The sequence below is a fragment of the Streptomyces fuscichromogenes genome (assembly GCF_014645815.1).
GTDB lineage: Bacteria > Actinomycetota > Actinomycetes > Streptomycetales > Streptomycetaceae > Streptomyces > Streptomyces fuscichromogenes.
The window spans coordinates 282,626-305,823 of record NZ_BMML01000007.1; the positions used below are offsets into that span (position 1 = coordinate 282,626).

Consider the following 23,198-nt stretch of genomic DNA (forward strand, 5'->3'; position numbering starts at 1 on the left):
CTGGGTGGTCTCAGGGGGACCCGTGGTCTTCTCCGGCGTCCCTCTCACCCCGTTTCTCGGCTGTCGTGGACTCGTCGGAGAGTTCGCGCATACGGCGGTGGACGGCTTCCCGCAGGCTTTCTCCGCCGGGCCCGGTCGCACCGGAGGCGAGCCGGTCGACGAGCTCCTGCAATTCGTCCGCGCGGTTTTCTTCGCCGTGCTTGTCATCGGTTCCCATGACGCCCTCCGTTCCGGCCGGGCTGGTGCGGGTGCCGCTGTCCATTGTCCTACTCGCCGTCTTCCCAGGTGCCCTCGACGACGGGCTGGGACACCAGCTCCTCGATCCGCTCGTTCCATCGGTCGGCCCGGGCGGCGGTGGTCTCCTTCACCGCCGCGGTCAGGGTGCGGGCGGCGGCGAAACGGGCCGACTGCGGGCCGCCGGCGGCGATGCGCGCGATGGTTCCGGTGCGGGAGTCGACGGCCGAGCGCAGGCTGCCAGCGCAGGCGGTCAGGCGTCCGAGGTTGCGGAACTCGGGTTCCTGGGTGTCGAACCAGACCTGCTGCCACCAGTTGTCGGTGACCGGGTCGTGCCACGTGATGTAACCGCCGGGGAGGATCTTGCGCGGGCCGTCCAGGGCGCCGGTGAAGCTGTAGCGCACCCCGGCGGCGGTGACCGGGTCGTAGAAGTGCGGGGTGAAGAAGTCCGACATCAGCAGGCCGTTGACGGTGTAGCCGTGCTCCGCGGATTCGGAGGGGTCGGAGACCTCGACGAGGAACTCCACGACGCCCTGGCCCGGTTTGACGGACTGTCCCGCGACCAGTCGGTTGCCGCTCGGATCGGCGAGCATCTCGAGCATTTCATGGCTGGCGGTCAGTGACCAGCTGTCGCTGTACTCGATCAGGGCCAGCGGCTGCCCGTTCTTGTCGAGATGGACGCCGGCCGCGCCGGCCTGGTGGATGTCGTCCTTGACGACCATCGGCCAGTAGCCGGGTGGAACGTCGTGGAGCGTGTCGAAGGCGTCGACGGTGGCCTGGACGTTCCAGATGGGGGCGAAGTCGCGCAGGGCCTGTTTCTGGAGGGCCGCGGCCACCCGGGTCAGCTGGGACGGGTTGATGTGCCTGGTCTGGGACACCAGGGCGAGGTTGATGACGAGCATGGTGTGGTTCCTGTTCTGCGGGACCGGTGCGTGCGGCGTCCGGCGTCCCCTCGCCCAGCCGCTGCCGAGGTCTGTTGACCGGCGAGAGCCACCTAACAGCCAGAATGGCGCCAAGTCACTTAATGATTACTGTGCGTCATCGGCATTCACTCGCATGGAGCCGAGCATCCCGGGCGGGAGCCGGACGCCGCAGCCCTGACGGCATACGGGTTCGCGAAAGTGTTTCGTAACCGAGGAATTTCCCCTCCTTGTCCCCGCCGTGAATTCCGTGTCAGTGTCCCGGTCCAGCAGGCAGCCGTCCGCGGTGATGACGTCCGAAAGCTTTTCGCACCAGACGCCCATCTGCCTGGCGCGTGAGATAGGCATGCCGAGAGAAGAGAGAGGCAGATTATGCGCGGATTTCCGGGACCTGGAATGAGCGGAGAGAGCGGTGCGGGCATTTCGGGAGGGCGGCGTGGGATCGGTGTCGCGATCGCCGTTGCGGCCGTCATGTCCCTTGCCGCGTGCGGGACTTCGGGGCCGGCGGGTTCGTCCTCGGGTTCGTCGTCGAAGGGCCTGACGATGTGGGCGCTCAACGACCAGACGATCCTCAAGGAGTCCGTGGACGCCTACAACAAGGACCACCCGGACCAGAAGATCACCCTGCGGATGTTCGCCAACGACGACTACAAGCAGAAGCTGCGCGTGGCCTTCGGCGCGAACCAGGCCCCCGACCTCTTCTTCAACTGGGGCGGCGGCGCGCTGGACGACTATGTGAAGGCGGGCAAGGTGAAGGCCGTCACCGACGCCCAGGTGGACCTGCTGCGGTTCACGCCCAGCGTGCTGAAGAGCGCCACCTTCGACGGCGAGACCTACGGTGTCCCGGCGAACGGTCTCGCACCCGTCGTCCTCTACTACAACAAGAAGGTCCTCAAGGACGCGGGCGTCGAGCCGCCGAAGACGTACGCCGGCCTGCTCGCGGCGGTGAAGAAGCTGAAGGGCGACGGCGTCATCCCGATATCCCTCGCCGCGAACTCGAAGTGGCCGACGCTGATGTACCTGGAATACCTCCTGGACCGCGTCGGCGGATCCGACGTGTTCGACCGGATCGCCGGCGGTGACCCTTCCGGCTGGAAGGACCCGGCGGTCACCGGGGCCGCCACCCGCCTCCAGGAACTCGCCGGGGCCGGTGCCTTCGGCGACAACGCCTCCTCCGTCAACTACGACCAGGGCGCCTCCACCGCGCTGCTCTACACCGGCAAGGCCGGCATGGAGCTGATGGGCACCTGGGAGTACGCCAACCTGGTCAAGGCGGCACCGGACTTCGCGAAGAAGAACCTCGGCTACGTCGCCTTCCCGTCCCTGTCCGGCGGCAAGGGCGACCCGAAGGACATCGTCGGCAACCCGTCCAACTTCCTGTCGCTGAACGCGGCGAGCAAGAACAAGTCCGCTGCGCTGACGTACCTGAAGGACTACGTCATGAACGGCGACCAGGTCGACGCCTACCTCGCGGCCGGCAGCGTGCCGCCGGTCAACGGGCTCGACTCGAAGCTGGCGGCCGTGAAGTCGGACGACAAGTCGTGGCTGGCCTTCGTCTACAAGCTGGTCCAGGACTCCCCGAACTTCCAGCTCTCCTGGGACCAGGCGCTGCCCTCGGACCAGGCCGACCCGCTGCTGACGAACGTCGACAAGTCGTTCCTGCGGCAGATCAAGCCCGAGGAGTTCGGCGCGAACATGTACAAGGCGGCGCAGTAATGGCCACCGTGGTGCGTACGTCACGTCCGGTCGTGTCCCACAGGGCGCGGCCGGGCGCGGCCCGTGGCGGGCGCCGCCGCCGCTTCAGCGGCCTGCTGATGGCCGCCCCCGCCCTGCTGCTGTTCGGCCTGTTCGGCCTGGTTCCGCTGGTCGGCGTGCTGGTGCTCAGCCTGGCCCGCTGGGACGGCCTGGGGTCCGTCGGCTGGGCCGGCCTCGCCAACTGGACCGGCGTCCTGGGCGACGGCGCCACCTGGCAGGCGCTGTGGCTCACCCTCAAGGTGATGGTGGTGAGCTGGCTGGTGCAGACGCCGCTGGCGCTGGCGACGGGGGTCTTCCAGGCTCCCCGGGGACGGCTGCGCGCCCTGTTCGCCGTGCTGTGGTTCCTGCCCCTGCTGCTGTCCGCCGTGGCGATCGGCCTGACCTGGCAGGCGCTGCTCGACCCGTCGTTCGGGATCGGCGCCACGCCCGGCCTGCACTGGCTGGCCCAGCCCCTGCTGGGCTCGCCCGATCTCGCCCTCTACACCGTCATCTTCGTGATCGCCTGGCAGTTCACGCCGTTCCACGCGCTGCTCTACCAGGCCGGCATACGGCAGATCCCGGTCTCCCTCCACGAGGCCGCCGCGATCGACGGCGCCGGACCGGTGACCCGCTTCCTGCGCATCACCCTGCCGCAGCTGAAGTACACCTTCGTCACGTCGAGCACGCTGATGCTGGTGGGCTCGCTGACCTACTTCGACCTGATCTTCGTCCTCTCCGGAGGCACCGGCGGCCCCGGCACCGCGACCCGTGTGCTGCCGCTGGCCATGTACATCACGGGCTTCCAGGCCCACGACATGGGCCGGGCCAGCGCGATCGCCACCCTCCTGGTGGTCTTCGGTCTCGCGCTGTCGCTGCTCACCACCCGCCTGTCCGGCTTCACCCGGATGGACAGCCAGCAGGAGGGCCTGTGAGCACCGCCACCGCCCCGCGCCGTACCCTCACCGCCGTCACCACCCTGCGCCGTACCGTCACCGGCGGTGCAACGTTCGTGTGGACCGCGCTGGTCGTCGTACCCGTCTACTGGCTGGTCGTGACCAGTCTGCGCGGCAGCACCGACTTCACGACCGCGAGTCCGCTGGCACCTCCCGCCCACCCGACCCTCGACAACTACCGGACCGTCCTCGACGGCGGCTTCACCACCTACCTGCTCAACAGCGTGGTGGTCACCGCGGCGGCGGTCGCGATCACCGTGGTCGTCGCCCTGATGGCGGCCTTCTCCATCGTCCGCCACACCAACCGCTGGTCCCGCCTGACCTTCCGCCTCTACCTGCTGGGCCTGGCGATCCCGCTCCAGGCGGTGATCATCCCGGTGTACCTGCTGATCATCCGCATGCACATGTACGACAGCCTGCTCGCGATCGTGCTGCCCTCGGCGGCGTTCGCGCTGCCGGTGACGGTGATGATCCTGGTCAGCTTCCTGCGGGACGTGCCGCGGTCCTTGTTCGAGGCGATGGTCGTCGACGGCGCCGGCGACTGGCGGATGCTGTTCTCGCTCGCCGCGCCACTGGCCCGGCCCGCGCTGATGACGGTCGCCGTCTACGACGGCCTCCAGGTCTGGAACGGCTTCCTCTTCCCCCTCATCCTCACCCAGAGCGGCGACAAGGCCGTCCTGCCGCTCGCCCTGACCCTCTTCCGCGGCCAGTTCGGCATCGACGTGCCCGCGACCATGGCGGCGGTCGTCCTCTCCACCCTTCCCATGCTGGTCGTGTTCGTCCTCGCCAGACGTCAGCTGGTCGCCGGACTGACCGCCGGATTCTCCAAGTAGCCAACGCCCGCAGGGAGCCGGCCGGGACCACGCAGTCGCCGGCCGCCCTCGGCATGCCCAAGTGACAACCCCCACGAGGAGTCCTGCATGACGACCACCACGCCGGACCACGCCGATCTCTCCCCGGCGGACGACGACCGCCCCTGGTCCGACCCCGCCCGCGCGGTCGACGAACGCGTCGAGGCGCTGCTGGCCAGGCTCACCCTGGAGGAGAAGATCGCCCAGCTCAGCAGCACCTGGGAGGACGTCGAACCGGCCGGCCCCGAAGTCGCCCCCGGAACCAGCCTGTTCGGGCGCGTCGGCGACCTCGACGAGACCGCCCGGCACGGCCTCGGCCAGCTCACCCGTCCCTACGGCACCGTCCCCCGCCCCGCCCTGGAACACGCCCGCCTGCTGGCCGAACGCCAGCGCCAGATCATGGCGCAGAGCCGCTTCGCCATCCCGGCGATGGCCCACGACGAGTGCCTCACCGGCTTCACCGCCTACGGCGCCACCATCTACCCCACCTCCCTGGCCATGGCGGCCACCTTCGACCCCACCCTGATCCGCCGGGTCGGCGCCGCCATCGGCGCCGACATGGCCGCCGCCGGTGTGCACCAGGGCCTCGCCCCGGTCGTCGACGTCATCCGCGACTACCGCTGGGGGCGCTGCGAGGAGACGTACGGCGAAGACCCCTACCTGGTGGGGGAGATGGGCGAGGCCTACGTCCTCGGTCTGCAGGGCGCCGGGGTGTACGCCACCCTCAAGCACTTCGCCGGGTACTCCGCCTCGATGGGCGGCCGCAACCACGCCCCGGTCGGCATCGGTCACCGGGAGCTCGCCGATGTCATCCTGCCGCCCTTCGAGCGGATCGTCGCCGCCGGAGTGGGTTCGGTCATGAACTCGTACGCCGAGATCGACGGCGAGGCCCCCGCCGCGAGCCGTCGGCTGCTGACCGGTGTGCTGCGTGACCAGTGGGGTTTCCAGGGCACCGTGGTCTCCGACTACTGGTCGCTGCCGTTCCTGGTGAGCGCGCACCGGGTGGCCGCCGATCTGCCGGGGGCCGGTGCGCTGGCACTCCACGCCGGCCTGGACGTCGAACTGCCCGACCAGCGCGGCTTCGGCGCGTCACTGGTCGATGCCGTGCGACGGGGCGAGGCCGACGAGGCCGACGTCGACCGGGCCGTGCGACGGGTGCTCCGGCAGAAGGCCGCCCTCGGGCTCCTCGACGCCGACCGGGATCCGGAGCCGCCCGCCCTGCGCGAGGGAGTCCTGGACCTGGACAAGCCGGAGAACCGCCGGCTCGCGCACGCGGTGGCCCAGTCCGGTGCCGTGCTGCTGCACAACACCGGAGGGCTCCCGCTGTCTTCCGCCGGCCGGATCGCGCTGATCGGCCCGTGCGCCGACGACGTCCGCACGATGTTCGGCTGCTACAGCTTCCCCAACCACGTCCTCTCCGACCGGGACGACCTCGGCAACGGAGTGGAGGCGGTGTCGCTGCGAGCCGCCCTCGCCGATGAACTCCCCGGCGTTGAATGGCTGTTCGCACCGGGGTGTCCGATACGGGACGCGGACCGGGACGGCATTCCCGCAGCGGTGGAGGCGAGTCGCGCGGCCGACCTCACCGTCCTGGTCGTGGGCGACAGGCCCGGCATGTTCGGCATCGGTACCTCGGGCGAGGGCTGTGACGTCGAGGACCTGCGGCTGCCGGGCGTGCAGGAGGAGCTGGTCGAGGCGGTGCTCGCGACGGGCAGGCCGGTCGTCCTCGTCGTCGTCAGCGGACGCCCGTACGCCGTGGGGCGGTTCACGGCCGGTACGGCGGCCATGGTGCAGGTCTTCCTGCCGGGCGAGGAAGGGGGCCGGGCGGTCGCCGAACTCCTCTCCGGCAGCGCCAACTTCAGCGGCAGGCTGCCGGTGCAGATTCCCGACTCGCCCGCCGGACAGCCGTACACCTACCTGCACCCGCCGTTGGGCGACCGGCAGAGCTGGCTGTCCAACCTGGACCCGAGCCCGGCGTTCCCCTTCGGGCACGGCCTGTCCTACACCGGGTTCGAGATCCACGCTCTGCGGACGAACCGGCAACACGTGCCCACGGACGGCGAGTTCACGGTCTCCGTGAAGGTGCGCAACACCGGGGACGTCCCCGGCGCCGAGACCGTCCAGCTGTACTTCACTGATCCCCTCGCCCAGGTCACCCGGCCGGTCCGGGCGCTGCTGGCCTTCGCCAAGGTGCCGCTGGAGCCCGGCGAGGAGGCGACCGTCCGCTTCGCCGTCCACACCGACCGCCTGGCCTTCACCGGCCTGGACGGCCGACGCGTCGTCGAGCCCGGCGAGATCCTGCTCCGCGCCGGGTCCTCCAGCGGCGACACCCCGAACGAGGTGAGCGTTCAGCTCGTCGGTGAACAGCGGGACGCGAGCGTCGTACGGCGGCACGGAGTCCCGGCGGTGGTCGAGCGGGACTGAGGAAAGGCGCACACGGCGCGGGCGGGCGGTCTCCTCACGGGACCGCCCGCCTTCTCATCCGCGGGGCGGGGCGGACGTGGAGGCCCGCAGGACCAGCTCCGTGGCCAGTTCGATGCGTGGGGAGGCGGGCGGGCGGCCCTCGGCCACCGACAGCAGCACGCGCGTGGCCTCGCGCCCCAGCTCCTCGAACGGCTGGCGCACCGCGCTGAGCGGCGGGGACGCCATCGCCGCCACCAGGGTGTCGTCGAAGGACATCACCGCCAGTTCGTCCGGTACCCGCAGCCCCAGTTGCCGGGCCGCTTCCAGCACACCGAGCGCCTGGGCGTCACTGGCCGCGAAGACAGCGGTGGGCGGGCGCTCACCGCGCAGGATCCGGAGGCCGGCCGCGAGCGCCTCGTCGTAGTCGAAGTCGGTCGAACCCACGATCGCCGGGTCGTAGCCGATGCCCGCCTCCTCCAGCGCCGCCCGGTAGCCGTGCAGCCGAGCCGCGCCGGCCAGGGAGTGCGAGCGCCCCGCGACCATGGCGATCCGGGTGTGGCCGAGGCCCAGGAGGTGCTGGACCGCCTCCCTGGCCCCGCTCCAGTTGGTGACCCCGATGCTCGGGATGTCGGCCGACGGCGCGCTCAGCGGGTCCACCAGCACCACCGGCAGCCGCTGCTCGACGATCCGCCGCTGGTCGTCCTCGGCCAGCATCGAGATCACGATGATCAGCCCGGCCGCGCCGAGCGCCACGCACTCCTCCAGCCACTGGCCGATGGACCTGCGGCTCGTGGTCCCGGTCACCACGTCGACGTCGAGCTCACCGGCGGCGTCCACGATCCCGCGGACGACCTCCAGGGTGTACGGGCCCGACAGGTCCCGGAAGACGGCGATGATCTGCCGGGACGCGGCGGACTCCCGGTCCCAGGAGCGCACGTAGCCGTACTGCACGAGCAGTTCCTCGACCCGGGTCCTGGTCTTCGCGCCCACGTCACGGCGCCGGTGCACGACCTTGGACACGGTACTGAGCGACACGCCCGCCTCCTGGGCGATGCTCGTCAGCAGCCCGTACTGCGCGTCCAGCTGTCCCTTGCCCTGAACGGTCACTTTCCTCGCTCTCCCGTCGGCGACCTGGCGCAATGCAACAGCAGCGGGCGCCGGCGGACAAGGGTCCGGCGCCCGCTGATGCGACTACTGGACTCTGCTCCACTGCTGGGTCGCGTTGCCGAGGCCCGTCCACAGCTCGACCTTCGAACCGTTGGCGGTCCCCCAGCCGGTCACGTCGATGACCAGACCGTCGGAGCGGTTGACGATCGTGCCGTCCACCCGGAACGCCCACTGCTGGCTCGTCTTGCCGTTGCAGGCCCACAGGATCAGCTTGGTGCCCGCGGTGGTGCCGTCGCCGTTCGCGGCCAGGCACTTGCCGGAGATCCGCAGCTCGCCCGCGCCGGTCTGGGTGATGGTCTGGTTGGCGTTGCCCGAGCAGTCGTAGATCTGGACCTGGACGCCGGTCTGGCCGTTCGGGACGTCGAGGCAGCGGCCGGAGTAGCCGCCCTTCAGGGTGAACGTCGAGTCCGTGGGGAGCGGGTCCTGGACCAGCTGCCAGTCCTGCGAGCCGTCGTCCGTCGACGCGGCCAGCGTGACGGAGCCGCCCGCGGTCGCGCCCGTCATGTACAGGCTCGTGTTCCTGACCGAGCGGAGCTTGTAGTACCCGCTGGTGGAGGAGGCGACCAGGGTCCAGCGCTTGTCGGTGGCGTCGTCGTCCACCCACTGGGCCAGCTTCTGCCCGGCCGTCGCGCTGCCCGTCCAGACGGCGACCGCACGGCCGCCGGCCTTGTTCAGCAGGGTGATGTCGGAGCCCTTGGTCTGGGTGTGCCAACGCTGGGTGAGGTCCGAAGCGGACACCGCGCTCGTGACCAGGTCGGCTACGTTCCCGGTGAGGTCGGCGTCCTGCGTCTTGCCGGCGGCGGGGGCGAGGGCCTGGCCGGTCAGCCGGTTGACGAGGGTGTAGTAGGCGCCGTCGGACCGGCCGAGGTCGACCTCGGCGTACTTCACCGGTCCGACGCTCGTGCCGCTCCAGGACGCCTGGAGGATCAGCACGCGTCCGGTTCCGTCGACGTACTGCAGGTCACGGCTGTACCCGGCGGCGATCGGTGTCCGGTACTGCTTCCAGGTGCCGGTGCTCAGCCCCGACTCGTTCACCCACACGCTTCCGCTGCCGGACGCGTTGTAGACGATCCGCCCGTCGGGCATCGGGAGCAGGACCGGACTGCCGCCGGTGGCGGGAGAGGCGCCGCCCGACGGCACGGGCAGCGAGGTGATCGCCGCGTCCGTGCCCGCGAAGAACCTGGTCGGGTCGTCGGCGATGCGGTACCGGACGTTCGCCCCGCCGCCCCAGTACTCGTACGTCATCATCCACTTGCCGTCGGTGGTCGGCGCGACGGTCGTCATGCCGGGGCGTCCGCCGCCGATCTCCGTCTTGCCGCCGCCCATGTCCACCGTCGATCCGGGGACGTCCACGACGGGGCTGCTCCAGGCGGAGGTGCCGGTGCCGTTCCAGGTCCGGTGCATGAGCACCTGCCCGCCGGAGTCCGTCGCCGTGGCGTTGTCCGGGTCGAGGGTCGGGGCGCCGGTGCCGGTGTCGTAGCCGGTGTAGTCGTTCTCGTCGGAGTAGTAGGCGATCAACTGCCCGTTGTGCGCGAGCAGATGAGGCTCCCAGACCGGGTCGACCTGCTTGTACGTGTTGGCGGTCGAGGTACGGCCGACGCTGCCCGCGCTGCCGCCCTGCCAGCCGCCGGCGGCGATGATGTTCTGGAAGCTCCAGGTCGCCCCGTCGTCGGTGCTGGAGTACAGGGCCAGCGCCACGTCCTTGCGGTCGCCGTCGCTGGTCGGCGTCCAGCCGGAGTTCGCGGCCTTCTGCTCCTCGTAGTAGTAGTCGTCCCCCGAGACGATGCTCGCGAGCAGCAGCGTGCCGGCGCTCAGGTTGCCCACGCTCTGCGGAAGCACGTAGAGATACGGATTGGTCCAGTTGCTCGTGTACTTCGCGTAGGCGGAGTCGGTGGACAGGTAGGCGGGGGCCTTGACGTCCGCGAGTTTCGCCCAGGTCGTGCCGTCGTCGTCGCTCTTGTAGACGGGCAGGGTCTGCCCCACCGGAGCCGTCTCGCTGTCCTCGAACGTCGCGACGATCCGACCACTCGGCAACTGTGCCGACTTCGGGTAGAGCACACAGGGGCTCTTGTTGCAGGCGGCCGAATTCGTCGCCGTGTAAAGGTTCGCGGGACTCGGCTGATAAGCCGACGCAGTTCCTGCGGAGGCGATGGTGAAAGCCATGCCGATGCCCGCGGCCGCTGCCGCCGCGAACACCCTCTGTATCAATGAACGAATCAACGCGGCTCCTTTGGGGCCTGGGCGGTTCTTCTGGCAGCAATTGCCGGACGAAAGGTGAGGTCAGTATTAGGACGCGGCAGCGGTGTGTCACGGGCACGTTTCCGAAAGACTTTCGCGTAGGGGCGGTCACCGGGACTTGACGCACACGGCCGACGACCGGCTGTCCCGCACCCGGATCCCCCGGCCGCGCCGTCCGGGACGGGCGATCCCGATCAGCCGTCGTTCACGGTTGACGATGAACAGGGCGTAGTCGATGCCCACGGCCAGGCCCGGCATCAGGGCCGGCACGACACAGCCACACGTCTGCTGGATCTGCGTCGCCCTGCTCTCCGGAGACCCTGCGACGGCCGGGGATTCATGGGCGGGGGGATCGGGGTGCCCCGGCGCGGGCAGTGCCGAACAGGCAAGTGAGCACTCGCCGGCGCGCCCTCACGATGACAACTTGACCTGTGTGGAAGGGACTTGAAGGATGGCGGCCGTGCAGATCCGACGGGCACGGCCCGATGACGCCTCGGCGATCGCCGACGTCCATGTGCGCTCCTGGCGGGTGGCGTTCGCCGGTCTTGTTCCCCAGGACCACCTCGACGCCATGGAACCGAGCCGGGAAGCGGTCGCGTGGAGGACACGCATCGCGGAGACGCGGTGGCCGTCGTCGGGAGTACTCGTGGCGGACAGCGAGGCCGGGATCGTCGGATTCGCAGGCTTCGGCCCGTCGCGGGAGATCCCCGCCGCCGCGGAAATCGGCATGCTCTACGCGGTCCCCGAGATCTGGGGCACGGGGATCGGCAAGCAGTTGATGCGGGCCACGTTGACCGCTCTCGGACAGGCCGGCTACCCACAAGCCACCTTGTGGGTCCTGGAGGACAACGAACGCGCCCGACGCTTCTACGCGGCCGCCGGCTGGGGCGCGGACGGCGCGACCGCGAAGGACTCCACCGGCGGCGCCTGTCTCCACAAGCTGCGCTACCGCCGCACTCTCGGCTGACCGGCGCACCGCGCCCTGCACCGCGCCCTGCTCCGGGCGGCTGCGCCGCGCTGCGGTCGCCCGCGGCCAACCCCTCGGCAAAGGCCGGAAGGCACGACCGTCCGGAACTGGAACACGGACACGTCGCCGCCGTCGGGCCCGATCCGGCCCGGCCCGGAGGTCCGGAGCCCCGGCGAAACCCTTTGCGTGCGGTGCCGCGCGGATGATGGGGTGGCACGGTGACGGACCAAGATGCGGCGGGGGCGGTCCGACCGTTGACCCTGGCCTGGGTGCGCCGGTACCTGAAGGCCGGTGAACGGATCGTCGGAACCGAGGCGCTGCACGGCGGCATCACCGCCGAGATGCGGCGGCTGGCCATCGCCACGGCGGACGGAGGCACCCGCCTCCTGGTGCTGCGGACCTTCGCCGACCCGTTCTTCGCGGACCACGCCGAGGACATGCTGACCCGGGAGGCCGGCGTCCTCGCCCTGCTCATGGGGACCGCCGTGCCGACGCCCGGACCGGTCGCGGTCGATCCGACCGCCGCGCAGTGCGAGTATCCGTCACTGCTGATGACACATCTGGCGGGCCGGACGGTCCTTGAGGACAGGGGACTGGAGGGGCGCGTGCCCCTGCTGGCCCGTCAACTCGTCGCGATCCACGCGCTGCGACCCGCCGAGCGTCCCCGGGAGTACGAGGCATGGACGACCGCCGACGCCGTCGTCCCCCCGGACGGCGCCGACGCGGCGGCCTGGGCCGCGGCCGCCGACGTGATCCGCAGACCCCCGCCACCCTATGAAGGGCGTTTCCTGCACCGGGACTTCCAGCCCGGCAACGTGCTGTTCGACGTGCCGCCCCCGGGCGACCGAGCGGGTCTCCGCATCACCGGGGTCGTCGACTGGGTAGAGACCTCCTGGGGTCCGGCGGACCTCGACGTGGCCCACTGCTCCACCAATCTCGCGATGCTGCACGGCCCGGCGTGGGGTCTGCGCTTCTCCGAGGCGTACGAGGAAGCCGGTGGGATGCCGGCCGGTACCGCGAGCGAGCGGTTGTACTGGCTGCTGCTGGACGCGTTGGGGTTCGCGGGGCAGCTGGAGCGGGTGGCGCGGCCGTGGCAGGAGGCCGGGCGGACGGAGCTGACGACGCGGGCGGTGGAGGCGCGTCTGGACGCCTACGTCACCGCCCTGCTGGACAAGCCGGGCTGAGCTCGCGGTCGGTCCGTCCCGCTCGTCCTCACCCGGCGGCACGGCAACTCTGGCCACGCGCAGCGGAGAAGCCGCATCATGTCTCCATGCCCGCCCGTGGACGTCACCGAGTGTTCGCATCCAGAGCATTGTCGATCTGGGCCGCCTGCCTGGCGGGGCTCGCCCTCGCCGACGGCATCCACTGGGTCCAGCACCACCGGCTGCCCGGCGCGTCGGGGCTCCGTATCGCGGTCGCCGGAACCGCGTTCGTGGCCATCGTGAACACGGCGAGCGCCACCCGCCGCAGGAACCGCAGGATCGGGACCGAGAACGACACCACCGCTGACCGGCTCCCCGCCCGCGACACGACCGGACACGGCCACGGCGGCCCGGCGAACTCGGGGTGACGTTCACTCACGTGTCTTGACGCTTTTCGTCGCATCCGAGTAGCGTCGTTCGGCACTTGCTAATACGTATTAATTGGGAGCGCTCATGGCCCCTCCCGAACGACGTAGACGCTCCACCCAACGGGACATCGCCCGGCGCGCCGGCGTCTCCCGGGCGACGGTGTCGCTGGTGATCGGCGGAGGCGCGGCGAGTGCCCGGATCGCGGAACCGACCCGCCGGGCCGTGCCGGCGGCGGCCGAGGTACCGGGCTGCGCGGCCGATGTCGCCGCACGCGGTCTGAAGGGCGGCCGGAACCGACCGCTCGGGCTCCACACCTTCGAGTCGGTGTTCCCGACCGACCTGCGCGACTTCTCCTGCCCGTTCCTGCTCGGCGTGGAGGAGCAGACGGCACGGCAGGGCTACGACCTGATGCTGTTCTGCTCCGACGGAAGCGCGCCCGGCACGGCGGGGACCGAGCGGTCGATCCACGCCGGCGGGACCAACCTGCTGAAGATCGCGGACGGTTGTGTGCTGCTCGGCGGGAACGTCCGCCGCGAGGAGCTGTCGGCGCTGGTCCGGGAGGGCTTCCCGTTCGTCCTCGTCAGACGCCGTGAGGTGGACGACGGAGAACTCTCCTACGTGGCCGCCGATGTCTCCGGGACCGCGGGACTCGTCGCAGAGCCGGCGCGACTCGGCCACCCGTGCATCCTGTACCTGCGGGTCCCGGAGGACACCGAGCCCACCAGGGACCGCGCGCTGCTGGTCGAGCCGACCGAGGACAACCGGTTCACCGAGGCGCCGGTGACGACGGCCGGTACGGAACGGGTCCGGTTCCCGGAGGACTGCTCGCCGGCCCTGCTGGGCGATCCGCCGTCCTGGACACCGGAGTTCCGGAACCGGACCCGGTTGTCGCCGCCCCGCGCCGAGACGGCGGGGGACGCCGTACGCGTGCTGGTCGAGCTGCTCGACCAGGAGACCCCCGAGCCGCGGCAGCCGACGGTGCCCTGCGCCTTCGTACCGGGTGACTCGGTCGGATCCGTTCCGACGCCCGGCGGGAGGCCGCCGACATGATCCGGATGATCGTGCACCGGCTGCTCATCGGGGTCTTCGTGATGTGGGGCGCCGCCTCGCTGATCTTCCTCATCGTCCGCGCCGCGCCCGGCGACCCCGCGACGGTACTGCTGGGCCCGGACGCCACCCGGAGCCAGATCGACCAGTTGCACGCCTCGCTCGGCCTCGACCGGCCGCTCGCCGTGCAGTACCTCGACTACCTCGGCGACGTCTGCCGGCTCGACTTCGGCCAGTCGCACTGGCTCGGCAGGCCCGCCATGGGCGCGGTCCTCGACCGGCTGCCCGCCACCGTCGACCTCACCGCGACGGCCACCGCGATCGCGGTGACCGTCGGACTCGCGCTCGGCATGCTGGCCGGCGCCCGGCCGGGCGGCCCGCTGGACCGGGTGGTCTCGGCCTGCACGATCGCCCTCCAGTCCTTCCCCACGTTCTGGATCGGCATCATGCTGGTGCTGGTCTTCGCCCTCAGCCTGCGGGTACTGCCCAGTTCCGGGGTCGGCACGCCCCAGCACCTGGTGCTGCCGGCCGTCACCCTCTCGTTCCCGTTCGTCGCGATCATCGCCCGGCTGACCCGGACCAGCCTCGCGGAGACGATGCGCGAGAGCTACATCCAGACCGCGCGCGCCAAAGGGCTGACCGAGCGGCAGGTGCTGTTCGGCCACGCGCTGCGCAACTCGCTGATCCCGGTGGTGACCGTGGTGGGCGTCCAGGTCGGGGCCCTGGTCGGCGGCGCCGTGATCGTCGAGAACGTGTTCGCCTGGCCGGGCCTCGGCTCCCTCGTGGTGGAGGCGGTGGCCAACCGCGACTACACGGTCGTCCAGGGCGCCACTCTGCTGATCGCCGGCATCGTCGTCGTACTCAACCTGACGGCCGACCTGCTCATCGCCCAGCTGGATCCGCGGATCCGGACGGGGGCCGTCTGATGGCCGGCCTCACCGTCGCCGTCCAGGGGCCGCGGACGGCTCCGCGGCGGGTCCGGCGCCCGCTGCTGTCCCTGGTGCCCGCGCTGGTCGTGGGCTGCTATCTGCTGGTGGCCGCCGTCGGCCCGGTGCTGATCCACTACGACCCGGTGCACACCTCCCTGGAGGACCGGCTGCTCGCACCCGGCTCCCGGGTGTCCGGTGGCGGCACCGCCTGGCTGGGCACGGACGGCCTCGGCCGCGACCTGCTCGCCCAGATCGTCTACGGGGCCCGGACGGCGGTGCTCATCGGCGTGTCCACGGTCGCGCTGTCCTGTCTCGTCGGGGTCCTGCTCGGCGCGGTGGCCGGATACTTCCGGGGCGTCGCCGACGCCGTCCTCGCCCGGATCTTCGACGTCCTGCTGGCGTTTCCCGCGATCCTGCTGGCCATCGTGATCGCCGGGGCCTTCCGGCGCAGCGTCCTGCTGGTCGTCGTCGCGCTCGCCGCCACCGGCTGGATCACCTTCGCCCGGGTCACCCGCGGCATCGCGCTCTCCCTGCGGGAACGGCCCTGGGTCGACGCCGCACGGGTGCTGGGGGTGCCGGGCCGGACCGTCCTCGCCCGGCACGTGCTCCCGTTCACGGCGGGGCCCGTCGTCGCCCTCGCCACCCTCGAATTCGCGCTGGTGGTGCTGGCGGAGGCCGGTCTCAGCTTCCTCGGCATCGGACTGCCCGCGTCCACCGTGTCGTGGGGGCAGACCATCGCGAACGGCAAGGAGTACCTCGAAACGCAATGGTGGATCTCCACCCTGCCGGGCATCGCCCTGTCCCTCCTGATCGTGAACGTGGGCATCCTCGGCGACCAGCTCACCGCCCGCTACGGGCGCGGCCGCTCCGACCGGACCGGCTAGGTACAGCGCCTCACCCACCGGCTGACTCCGACCGACCCTTGATCGAGAGGAGCACCATCATGACCAGGACGCGTGAGCACGGGCGGAGCCGCCTCGTCCGGCTCGCCACCACCGCCACGGCGGGCGCGGCGCTCCTCGCCGCCTGCACGACGGCCGGCGACGACGGAGGCGGTGCCGCCTCGGGAGACGTGACGGTCGCCGGTACCTACCCGATCGAGAGCCTCGACCCGCACGGTGCCCAAGGTGCCTCCACAGGAACCCAGTTGGCCGCGCAGGAGATCTTCAGCAGACTCGTGAGACCCGAAGCGGACGGCACCCTGGAAGGCGACCTCGCCACCTCCTGGAAAGCCAACAAGGACGTCACGGCCTGGACGTTCACCCTGCGCTCCGGCGTGACGTTCTCGGACGGCTCCGCGCTCGACGCCGACGACGTGGTCGCCTCCTTCCAGCGGATGACCGGCCTGGGCGGCCCCAACGCGGGCAACTTCCCCGGCGACACGCTGACCAAGGTGTCCGCCACCGAAGTGGTCCTGCGCAGTCCGGCGCCCGACGCGTCCGTCCCCGGCAAGCTCGGCACCTTCTACGTGCTCCCGTCGGGCGTCGGCAAGGACGACACCGCCTTCTTCAATCACCCCGTCGGATCAGGTCCGTTCACCGTCGACGCGTTCACCCCGAGCGAGTCGCTGGTCCTGGTGCCCAACAAGAGGTACCGGGGCACCAGGCCCAGGCTCCGCAAGGTCACCGTACGGAACATCCCCGAGCTCGCCGCCCGCATGACCGCGTTGCGCACCGGCGAGGTGGACGTCGTATGGGGCATCCCGGACGACCAACTGGCCGCCCTGAAGGGCCGGCAGGACCTCACGGTACGGACCGTGCCGAGCAGCGCCGAGTTCACCATGTGGTTCAACTCCTCGATCCCGGCCCTCAAGGACGCGAAGGTGCGCAGGGCGATCTGGCAGGCGGTCGACTTCGGGACCATCATCGGCAAGCTCTATCCCGAGACCGGCAGGGCGGCCGACGCACCCGTCACCGGCGTCGTCCTCGGCCATGTCGCACAGCCCGCCGTGGCCTACGACCCGACGGCGGCCAAGGCGGCCCTCACCGCCGCCGGGTTCGACTTCTCCACGAAGCTCCGCCTCCAGTTCGCCAACGACGAGTTCCGGCCCTTCGTCCAGGCCGTCGTCTCGGACCTCCAGAAGGTCGGCGTGCGGGTGGATCCGCTGGAGAAGGAGCAGGCCGTCTTCACGGAGGATCTGCTCGCGCTCAAGTGGGACATCAACTTCCAGCAACTGGCCACCCCCAGCTACGACGCGGCCAGCAACCTCGGCCGCCTCTACACCTGTGCGGCCAGGCGCATGGGCTACTGCGACAAGAAGCTGGACGCTCTGCTGGCGGCGGCGGGCGCCACGGCCGACAGGCAGCAGCGCACCGATCTCTACGGCCGGGCCGAGCGGATCATCTGGCAGGACGCGGTCGGGATGTACCCGATGTCGGTGAGCATCGCCTACGCCTGGAACAGCGACCTGAAGGGGTTCGTCCCCGACGCCAGCGGGCTGCCGGACTTCGCCACCGTACGGACGGGCGGATCGTGACCCCCGCCGGAGCGGGCACCGCGCGGGAGAACGGCGCCGGGAAGCCGGCGCCCGCGACCGACGGACCGATCCTGCGGATCGAGGACCTGGTGGTGGAACTGCCGGGCCCGCACGGCACCCGGACCCGGGTGGTGGACGGCGTGTCCTTCGACGTGCCGCGGGCCGCCACCGTGGGGCTGATCGGCGAGTCGGGCAGCGGAAAGACCATGACCGCCCAGGCGGTCCTCGGCCTGCCGCCCGAGGGCGCCACCCTGACCGGCCGACTGCTGTGGCACGGCGAGGACCTGCTCGCCGCCACCCCGGCACGGCGCCGCGCGGTACGCGGCCGAGAGATCGCGATGATCTTCCAGGACCCGCTCGCCGCGCTCAATCCGACCCAGCGGATCGGCCGTCAGATCGGCGAGGTGCCCCGCCGGGACCGGCTGCCGCGTGCCGAGGTGAACCGCCGGGTCGTCGAACTCCTCGACCGGGTCGGGGTGCCGGAGCCGGCCCGGCGGATGCGCGCCTACCCGCACGAACTCTCCGGCGGCCTGCGCCAACGCGCCGTGATCGCCATGGCATTGGCGGGAAACCCCGCGCTCCTGCTCGCCGACGAACCCACCACGGCGCTCGACGTCACCGTGCAGTCCCGGATCCTGCGGCTGCTGGCCGACATCCGGGCGGCGGACGGCCTGGCGATGCTGCTGGTCAGCCATGACCTGCGGGTCGTGTCGCACGTCGGCGAACGGGTGGTGGTCATGTACGCGGGACGGATCTGCGAACGCGGGCCCGCCCGTGACGTCCTGCGGCGGCCCGCCCACCCGTACACCGCCGCCCTGGTACGCAGCGTGCCCGCCGTCAGGACCCGTACCGCGCCGGCCGACCCGCTGCCCGGGGCCCCGGCGACACCGGCGAACCGGCCGGTCGGCTGCGCGTTCCACCCGCGCTGCCCGCTGGCCCGCGCCCGGTGCCGCGCCGAACCGCCCAAGGTGCGGGAGGTGGCGCCGGACCGCTGGAGCGCCTGCCACTTCGCGGAGGAGGTGCCCGGATCATGAGCACGGGCGAGCGGGACCTGCTCGACGTGCGCGAGCTGTACGTCACCTACGGAGGCCGGGGCGGCGGGCGGCGGGGCGGGCACGCCGCGGTGGCCGGGGTGAGCCTGTCGGTGGCGCCCGAGGAGACGCTCGGGCTGGTCGGCGAGTCGGGCTCCGGCAAGACGACCGTGGCCCGGTGCGTGGCCGGACTGCTGCGGCCCCGCGCGGGGACGGTCACCTTCGAGGGACGGCCGCTCGGCCGCGCGGGACACCGGCCGCCCGAGCTCCAGCGTGCGGTGCAGATGGTGTTCCAGGACCCGCGTTCGTCGCTGAACCCGCGGATGACGGTCGCCTCGGTCATCGCCGAGGTCTGGCGCACCCACCCGGTCACCGCACCCGAGGGCGACCGCACCGAGGCCCTGCACCGGCTCCTCGCCGCCATGGGGCTCGACCCCGACGTGGCCTCGCGGCGCGCGGGCGACCTGTCGGGCGGTCAGTGCCAGCGGGTCAGCATCGCCAGAGCGCTGGCGGTACGGCCCCGGCTGCTGGTGTGCGACGAGGCGGTGTCGGCGCTCGACGTGTCGGTCCAGGCCCAGATCCTGCGGCTGCTGGCCGAGCTGCGCGGCCGGCACCGGCTCGCGATGCTGTTCATCTCGCACGACCTGGGGGTGGTGCACCAGATCGCCGACCGGGTGGCGGTGATGCGCCGGGGCGTGATCGTGGAGGAGGGCCGGACCGTCGAGGTGCTGACCGCACCGCGCCACCCGTACACCCGGGCGCTGCTGGACGCGGCCCTGGACCTGGACGACCCGGTGCCGGGGGACGGCACCGCCGACGGCGGGGCGGCCGGATGAGCGACAGCGGGGCCGGACAGCGACGCGCCACCGCGACTCCCGCGTGGACCGGCCGGCGGACTCCGGCGCCGTCCGGCTGGAACACCTGGGACGTCCGCACGCACACCGGTATGAGCCGGCTGCCGTCCGGACCTCGGGTGAGGTTCGGCGTACTCGGCCCCGAGGGCCCGGTGCTCGACGGGTTCACCTGGCGCGACGGTCTCGAACGACTCGGGCCGCACACCGTGGACGGTACCTACGCCGAGGTGACGGTACGGGCGGCGGGGCACCGGTTGCGGCTGGAGTTCGCGGGCGGCCCCGGCGACGTCCTTCACGTCCGTGCCGAGAGCGGAGGCCAGGTCGTGCTGGCCGTGGAAGGCCTGACCGGCCACGACGAGCCGACGGACCGTCCGGGCACGGCGGACCGCGCCGCGGCCGGCATCGTCCGCGCGGACGAGCGCCGTTGGACGGTCGCCGCCTCGGCGCCCGCCCGCAGGATCGAGGGGGCGGCCGACGCGCTGGTCCTGGTGTTCCGCGGCCCCGGCACGGTGGAGCTGCGGATCGCGCCGGCCGACGCACCGGGCACGGTGCACCGGACCGCCGGCGTCCTCGCCGCGCACCGCGCCGCCGCCGACCGGACCCGACTGCGCTCCGGCGGCTGGCTCGGCGCCGCCGCCGACGCTCTGACCCGGGCCGTCACCTGGAACACGATCCACACCCCCGACCTCGACCGGGTCCTCACCCCGACCTCCAGGGACTTCGTCTGCGCCGAGCGCAAGGGCTTCTACGGCACCTGGGCCCTGCACGCCTGGGACACCTTCTTCACCGGCCTCGTCGCCTCGGCCGTCGACCGGGACTACGCGCGCGGCATCTTCGAGCAGATCCTGCCGTACGCGGACGTGACCGGCATGATCCCGAACCGGGTCTCCGACGACCGGGGCCGCACCGACGACCGTTCGCAGCCGCCGGTCGGCGCGCTGACGGTGTACCAGGCCCATCTGGCGGGCGGCCTGTCGCCCGAGACCCGCGACACGGCACTGCTCGCCCGCACCTTCCCGGCCCTGCTGGCCTGGCACGACTGGTGGCCCCGGGCCCGCCGCGGGCCGCACGGGCTGCTCGCCTGGGGTTCCGACCCGGTCGCGGGCGACCCGGCCTCGGCGACCCTGGACCGGGCCAGACGCGAGTCGGGCCTGGACGACTCACCGATGTACGACGAGGCCCGGTACGACCCCGCGACCCACACCATGGACCTCGCCGACGTCGGACTGAACGCGCTGCACATCGCCGATGCCGAGGCGCTGGCGGACATCGCCGGCATCCTGCGGGAGCCCGCCACCGCCGACCGGCTGCGCGCCGAGGCCGCCACGGCGAGGGCGATCGCCGACCGGCTGCTGTGGGACGACGCCCGCGGCGGCTACCGCAACCTCACCGCCGCGGGCACCCATGATCCGCACGTCTCGCCGACGATGTTGTACGCACTGCTCGGCGGGCTGCCGGACGCCCGTCGCGCGGCGGCCATGGCCACCGACCTGCTGCGGCCCGAAGTGCTGGGTGGCGAACGGCCGTTGCCCAGCGTGGCCCGGGACGACCCCGGTTTCGCGGCGACATACTGGCGCGGCCGGATCTGGGCGCCGATGGCGTATCTCGCGGTCCGCGGGCTGCGGCGGTACGGGCTGACCGGGCTGAGCCGGCCGGTGGTGCGGGACCTGCTGCGGCTGTTCCTCGAAGAATGGCGGGTGCACGGCCACGTCAGGGAGAACTATCCGGCCGTCGGCGGAGAGAACCTGACCGGCTTCGAGAAGCGTTCGGACGGGCTGATGGCCTGGGGCGGCCTGCTGGCGTATCTCGCCTTCGGTGAACTGGCCGACGCACGCCCCGACGGCTGGCGGTTCGCCCACCCGGGCGAGCCGGCCGAGCTGCGCAACCTGCCGCTCGGCGAGGGCCGCCTCGACGTCCGGGCGGACCGGCGACTCACCGTCCACCTCGACGGAAGGGTCCTGCTGGACCTGGCGCCCGACGTCGTCGTACACGGATACCGGCGGACCGGTGAGCAGGTCACCGGGACCGCGGAGGGCACCGGCGACCTGCTCGTCACCCCGCCGGACGGCGGTCCGCCGGTGCCGGTGGACGTACGGGGCGGACATCGGAGCTTCGCCATCGGCCCGGACGGTGCGGCCGACGTGCGGGAAGGGAGCGGTTCATGAGCGCGCCGACGTCGGCGGCCGCGGACCTCCTCGTCGTGGGCGGGGGCCTCGGCGGGGTCGCCGCGGCGCCGGCCGCCCTCGACCGGGGGCGGACGGTCCTGCTCACCGAGGAGACCGACCGGATCGGCGGCCAGCTCACCAGCCAGGGCGTACCGCCCGACGAGCACGCCTGGATCGAGCAGTTCGGTGCCACCCGCACCTACCGTGCGCTGCGCGACGCGATCCGCGAGCACTACCGGACCTGGTATCCGCTCACCGAGGAGGCCAGGCGGCGCCGGTATCTCGACCCGGGCGAGGGACGGGTGAGCGCGCTGTGCCACGAACCGCGGGTGGCCGCCGCCGTGCTGGCGGCCATGGTCGCCCCGTACGTGGCCGCGGGCCGGTTGCGGATCCTGTACCGGCACCGCCCGGTGGCCGCCGCCGTGGACGGCGACCGGGTACGGGCCGTGGTCGTCGAAGGGCCGGACGGCACACGGGCCGAGGTGTCGGCGCCGTTCGTCCTGGACGCGACGGAACTCGGCGACCTGCTGCCGCTGACCGGCACCGAGCACGTGACGGGCTTCGAGTCGCGGCGGGACACCGGGGAGCCGAGCGCGCCCGACCGGGCCCGGCGGGCCACCATGCAGGCGTTCTCCTGGGTGTTCGCCGTCGACCACCGGGCCGGGGAGGACCACACCGTCGACCGCCCGGCCGGTTACCGGCACTGGGCCGCCTACCACCCCCCGAAGTGGCCGAACCGGCTGCTCAGCCTGAGCGCACCCGACCCGAGGACGCTGGAGACCGTGGCGCGCGCGTTCCCTCCGAACGCCGGCTCGGGGGCGGTCGTCGCCGACCAGAGCAAGGACGCGGGCGACAAGGAACTGTGGGAGTTCCGCCGGGTGTTCTCCCGGAGGCTGTTCCGGCCGGGGTTCGCCGCGAGCGATGTGACCATCGTCAACTGGCCCGTGATCGACTACCTGCCCGGACCGCTGATCGGGGTGGCCGACGAGGAGCGGGACCGGCATCTGGCGGCCGGAGCCCGTGAGCTGAGCATGAGCATGCTCTACCGGCTCCGGACCGAGGCACCCCGCCCCGACGGCGGCACCGGCCGGCCCTGCCTGCGGCTGCGCGGCGATGTACTGGGCACGGCCGACGGGCCGGCCAAGGCGCCGTACATCCGCGAGTCACGCCGGATCGTCGCCCGGCGCCGGATCGTCGAACAGGGCCTGTCCCTCGCCGTACGGGGCGAGCACGGCGCGGTGCGCCACCCGGACTCGGACGGCATCGGGATGTACCGGATCGACCTGCATCCCTCCACCGGCGGGGACACCTGCATCGACGTGGCCGGCAGCCCCTTCCGGATCCCGCTGGGCGCGCTGCTCCCGGTGCGGGTGCGGAACCTGCTGCCGGTGTGCAAGAACATCGGCACCACCCACATCACCAACGGCTGCCACCGCCTCCACCCCGTCGAGTGGAACATCGGCGAGGCGGCCGTCTCACTGGCCGCGCACTGCCTCGACAACCGGCTGGATCCGGAGCAGGTGTACGAGGACACCGAGCGCCTGCACCGCTTCCAGGACGAACTCACACGCGCCGGGGTGGAACTGGCCTGGCCCGAGGTCAAGGGGTACTGATGGGCGGTCGGGAAGCGCCCCGGAGCGGTGCGGTGCCCGGTCGAC

Annotated in this window: 20 protein-coding genes; 15 read left to right on the forward strand and 5 right to left on the reverse strand. The window is 71.9% G+C overall.

What is annotated here, in order from left to right:
• Nucleotides 1-10: 10 nt before the first annotated feature.
• The gene (locus IEZ11_RS17750) at nucleotides 11-262 is read right to left on the reverse strand and encodes a hypothetical protein (RefSeq protein WP_189263733.1); all 252 of its coding nucleotides are present in this window, start codon (nucleotides 260-262) and stop codon (nucleotides 11-13) included.
• Between the two features lie 4 nt (nucleotides 263-266).
• The gene (locus IEZ11_RS17755; RefSeq protein ID WP_189263734.1) at nucleotides 267-1,136 is read right to left on the reverse strand and encodes a hypothetical protein; all 870 of its coding nucleotides are present in this window, start codon (nucleotides 1,134-1,136) and stop codon (nucleotides 267-269) included.
• Between the two features lie 561 nt (nucleotides 1,137-1,697).
• On the opposite strand from IEZ11_RS17755, the gene IEZ11_RS17760 reads away from it, so the two are divergent.
• The 4 genes from IEZ11_RS17760 to IEZ11_RS17775 all read left to right on the forward strand — a co-directional run bounded on the left by IEZ11_RS17760 (nucleotide 1,698) and on the right by IEZ11_RS17775 (nucleotide 7,116).
• Complete coding sequence (locus tag IEZ11_RS17760) at nucleotides 1,698-2,870, forward strand: extracellular solute-binding protein (RefSeq protein WP_229713106.1); 1,173 nt, start codon at nucleotides 1,698-1,700, stop codon at nucleotides 2,868-2,870.
• A 98-nt stretch (nucleotides 2,871-2,968) separates the two neighbouring features.
• The gene (locus IEZ11_RS17765; RefSeq protein ID WP_229713143.1) at nucleotides 2,969-3,820 is read left to right on the forward strand and encodes a carbohydrate ABC transporter permease; all 852 of its coding nucleotides are present in this window, start codon (nucleotides 2,969-2,971) and stop codon (nucleotides 3,818-3,820) included.
• Nucleotides 3,817-4,674, forward strand: coding sequence for a carbohydrate ABC transporter permease (locus tag IEZ11_RS17770; protein ID WP_189263737.1), 858 nt, complete (start codon nucleotides 3,817-3,819; stop codon nucleotides 4,672-4,674). Before IEZ11_RS17765 ends, IEZ11_RS17770 begins: the two co-directional genes overlap by 4 nt.
• An 87-nt stretch (nucleotides 4,675-4,761) precedes the next feature.
• Nucleotides 4,762-7,116, forward strand: coding sequence for a glycoside hydrolase family 3 N-terminal domain-containing protein (locus IEZ11_RS17775; RefSeq protein ID WP_189263738.1), 2,355 nt, complete (start codon nucleotides 4,762-4,764; stop codon nucleotides 7,114-7,116).
• A gap of 54 nt (nucleotides 7,117-7,170) precedes the next feature.
• On the opposite strand, the gene IEZ11_RS17780 is transcribed toward IEZ11_RS17775, so the two are convergent.
• The 3 genes from IEZ11_RS17780 to IEZ11_RS17790 all read right to left on the reverse strand — a co-directional run bounded on the left by IEZ11_RS17780 (nucleotide 7,171) and on the right by IEZ11_RS17790 (nucleotide 10,770).
• On the reverse strand, nucleotides 7,171-8,202 hold the full coding sequence (locus IEZ11_RS17780; protein ID WP_189263739.1) for a LacI family DNA-binding transcriptional regulator: 1,032 nt from the start codon (nucleotides 8,200-8,202) through the stop codon (nucleotides 7,171-7,173).
• An 84-nt stretch (nucleotides 8,203-8,286) separates the two neighbouring features.
• Complete coding sequence (locus IEZ11_RS17785; RefSeq protein WP_189263929.1) at nucleotides 8,287-10,425, reverse strand: RICIN domain-containing protein; 2,139 nt, start codon at nucleotides 10,423-10,425, stop codon at nucleotides 8,287-8,289.
• Nucleotides 10,426-10,608: 183 nt separating this feature from the next.
• A complete protein-coding gene (locus IEZ11_RS17790) occupies nucleotides 10,609-10,770 on the reverse strand; it encodes a hypothetical protein (RefSeq protein ID WP_189263938.1) in 162 nt (53 codons plus the stop codon).
• A 181-nt stretch (nucleotides 10,771-10,951) separates the two neighbouring features.
• Between IEZ11_RS17790 and IEZ11_RS17795 the strand changes: the two genes are divergently transcribed.
• From IEZ11_RS17795 to IEZ11_RS17845, 11 genes are all read left to right on the forward strand, one after another.
• Entirely contained in the window at nucleotides 10,952-11,467 is a 516-nt protein-coding gene (locus IEZ11_RS17795) for a GNAT family N-acetyltransferase (RefSeq protein ID WP_229713109.1), read from the forward strand.
• Nucleotides 11,468-11,685: 218 nt separating this feature from the next.
• Nucleotides 11,686-12,651 carry a phosphotransferase family protein gene (locus IEZ11_RS17800; RefSeq protein ID WP_189263741.1) on the forward strand — a complete coding sequence of 322 codons (966 nt, stop codon included), beginning with the start codon at nucleotides 11,686-11,688 and terminating at the stop codon, nucleotides 12,649-12,651.
• Nucleotides 12,652-12,779: 128 nt separating this feature from the next.
• Nucleotides 12,780-13,037: a hypothetical protein gene (locus IEZ11_RS17805; RefSeq protein ID WP_229713112.1), complete on the forward strand. Its 258-nt coding sequence runs from the start codon at nucleotides 12,780-12,782 to the stop codon at nucleotides 13,035-13,037.
• Between the two features lie 85 nt (nucleotides 13,038-13,122).
• Nucleotides 13,123-14,088 (forward strand): LacI family DNA-binding transcriptional regulator, encoded by a 966-nt coding sequence (locus tag IEZ11_RS17810; protein WP_189263743.1) that lies wholly within the window; start codon nucleotides 13,123-13,125, stop codon nucleotides 14,086-14,088.
• Nucleotides 14,085-15,011 carry an ABC transporter permease gene (locus IEZ11_RS17815; RefSeq protein WP_189263744.1) on the forward strand — a complete coding sequence of 309 codons (927 nt, stop codon included), beginning with the start codon at nucleotides 14,085-14,087 and terminating at the stop codon, nucleotides 15,009-15,011. Before IEZ11_RS17810 ends, IEZ11_RS17815 begins: the two co-directional genes overlap by 4 nt.
• Nucleotides 15,011-15,898 carry an ABC transporter permease gene (locus IEZ11_RS17820; protein ID WP_189263745.1) on the forward strand — a complete coding sequence of 296 codons (888 nt, stop codon included), beginning with the start codon at nucleotides 15,011-15,013 and terminating at the stop codon, nucleotides 15,896-15,898. Before IEZ11_RS17815 ends, IEZ11_RS17820 begins: the two co-directional genes overlap by 1 nt.
• 59 nt (nucleotides 15,899-15,957) lie before the next feature.
• Nucleotides 15,958-17,490 (forward strand): ABC transporter substrate-binding protein, encoded by a 1,533-nt coding sequence (locus IEZ11_RS17825; RefSeq protein ID WP_189263746.1) that lies wholly within the window; start codon nucleotides 15,958-15,960, stop codon nucleotides 17,488-17,490.
• Entirely contained in the window at nucleotides 17,487-18,524 is a 1,038-nt protein-coding gene (locus IEZ11_RS17830) for an ABC transporter ATP-binding protein (RefSeq protein ID WP_189263747.1), read from the forward strand. Before IEZ11_RS17825 ends, IEZ11_RS17830 begins: the two co-directional genes overlap by 4 nt.
• On the forward strand, nucleotides 18,521-19,357 hold the full coding sequence (locus IEZ11_RS17835) for an ABC transporter ATP-binding protein (RefSeq protein WP_189263748.1): 837 nt from the start codon (nucleotides 18,521-18,523) through the stop codon (nucleotides 19,355-19,357). The genes IEZ11_RS17830 and IEZ11_RS17835 overlap by 4 nt, the downstream gene beginning before the upstream one ends.
• Nucleotides 19,354-21,540, forward strand: a complete 2,187-nt coding sequence (locus IEZ11_RS17840; protein ID WP_189263749.1) for an MGH1-like glycoside hydrolase domain-containing protein — start codon at nucleotides 19,354-19,356, stop codon at nucleotides 21,538-21,540. The genes IEZ11_RS17835 and IEZ11_RS17840 overlap by 4 nt, the downstream gene beginning before the upstream one ends.
• Complete coding sequence (locus IEZ11_RS17845) at nucleotides 21,537-23,153, forward strand: FAD-dependent oxidoreductase (protein WP_189263750.1); 1,617 nt, start codon at nucleotides 21,537-21,539, stop codon at nucleotides 23,151-23,153. The genes IEZ11_RS17840 and IEZ11_RS17845 overlap by 4 nt, the downstream gene beginning before the upstream one ends.
• Nucleotides 23,154-23,198: the final 45 nt, after the last annotated feature.

What these genes read in the sequence shown, in the direction of transcription:
- IEZ11_RS17810 (WP_189263743.1), top strand. Translation starts at nt 13,123, where the DNA reads ATGGCCCCTCCCGAACGACGTAGACGCTCCACCCAACGGGACATCGCC.
- IEZ11_RS17785 (WP_189263929.1), bottom strand. Translation starts at nt 10,425, where the DNA reads ATGGCTTTCACCATCGCCTCCGCAGGAACTGCGTCGGCTTATCAGCCG.
- IEZ11_RS17825 (WP_189263746.1), top strand. Translation starts at nt 15,958, where the DNA reads ATGACCAGGACGCGTGAGCACGGGCGGAGCCGCCTCGTCCGGCTCGCC.
- IEZ11_RS17840 (WP_189263749.1), top strand. Translation starts at nt 19,354, where the DNA reads ATGAGCGACAGCGGGGCCGGACAGCGACGCGCCACCGCGACTCCCGCG.
- IEZ11_RS17835 (WP_189263748.1), top strand. Translation starts at nt 18,521, where the DNA reads ATGAGCACGGGCGAGCGGGACCTGCTCGACGTGCGCGAGCTGTACGTC.
- IEZ11_RS17765 (WP_229713143.1), top strand. Translation starts at nt 2,969, where the DNA reads ATGGCCGCCCCCGCCCTGCTGCTGTTCGGCCTGTTCGGCCTGGTTCCG.
- IEZ11_RS17815 (WP_189263744.1), top strand. Translation starts at nt 14,085, where the DNA reads ATGATCCGGATGATCGTGCACCGGCTGCTCATCGGGGTCTTCGTGATG.
- IEZ11_RS17820 (WP_189263745.1), top strand. Translation starts at nt 15,011, where the DNA reads ATGGCCGGCCTCACCGTCGCCGTCCAGGGGCCGCGGACGGCTCCGCGG.
- IEZ11_RS17755 (WP_189263734.1), bottom strand. Translation starts at nt 1,136, where the DNA reads ATGCTCGTCATCAACCTCGCCCTGGTGTCCCAGACCAGGCACATCAAC.
- IEZ11_RS17775 (WP_189263738.1), top strand. Translation starts at nt 4,762, where the DNA reads ATGACGACCACCACGCCGGACCACGCCGATCTCTCCCCGGCGGACGAC.
- IEZ11_RS17760 (WP_229713106.1), top strand. Translation starts at nt 1,698, where the DNA reads ATGTGGGCGCTCAACGACCAGACGATCCTCAAGGAGTCCGTGGACGCC.
- IEZ11_RS17750 (WP_189263733.1), bottom strand. Translation starts at nt 262, where the DNA reads ATGGACAGCGGCACCCGCACCAGCCCGGCCGGAACGGAGGGCGTCATG.
- IEZ11_RS17795 (WP_229713109.1), top strand. Translation starts at nt 10,952, where the DNA reads ATGGCGGCCGTGCAGATCCGACGGGCACGGCCCGATGACGCCTCGGCG.
- IEZ11_RS17845 (WP_189263750.1), top strand. Translation starts at nt 21,537, where the DNA reads ATGAGCGCGCCGACGTCGGCGGCCGCGGACCTCCTCGTCGTGGGCGGG.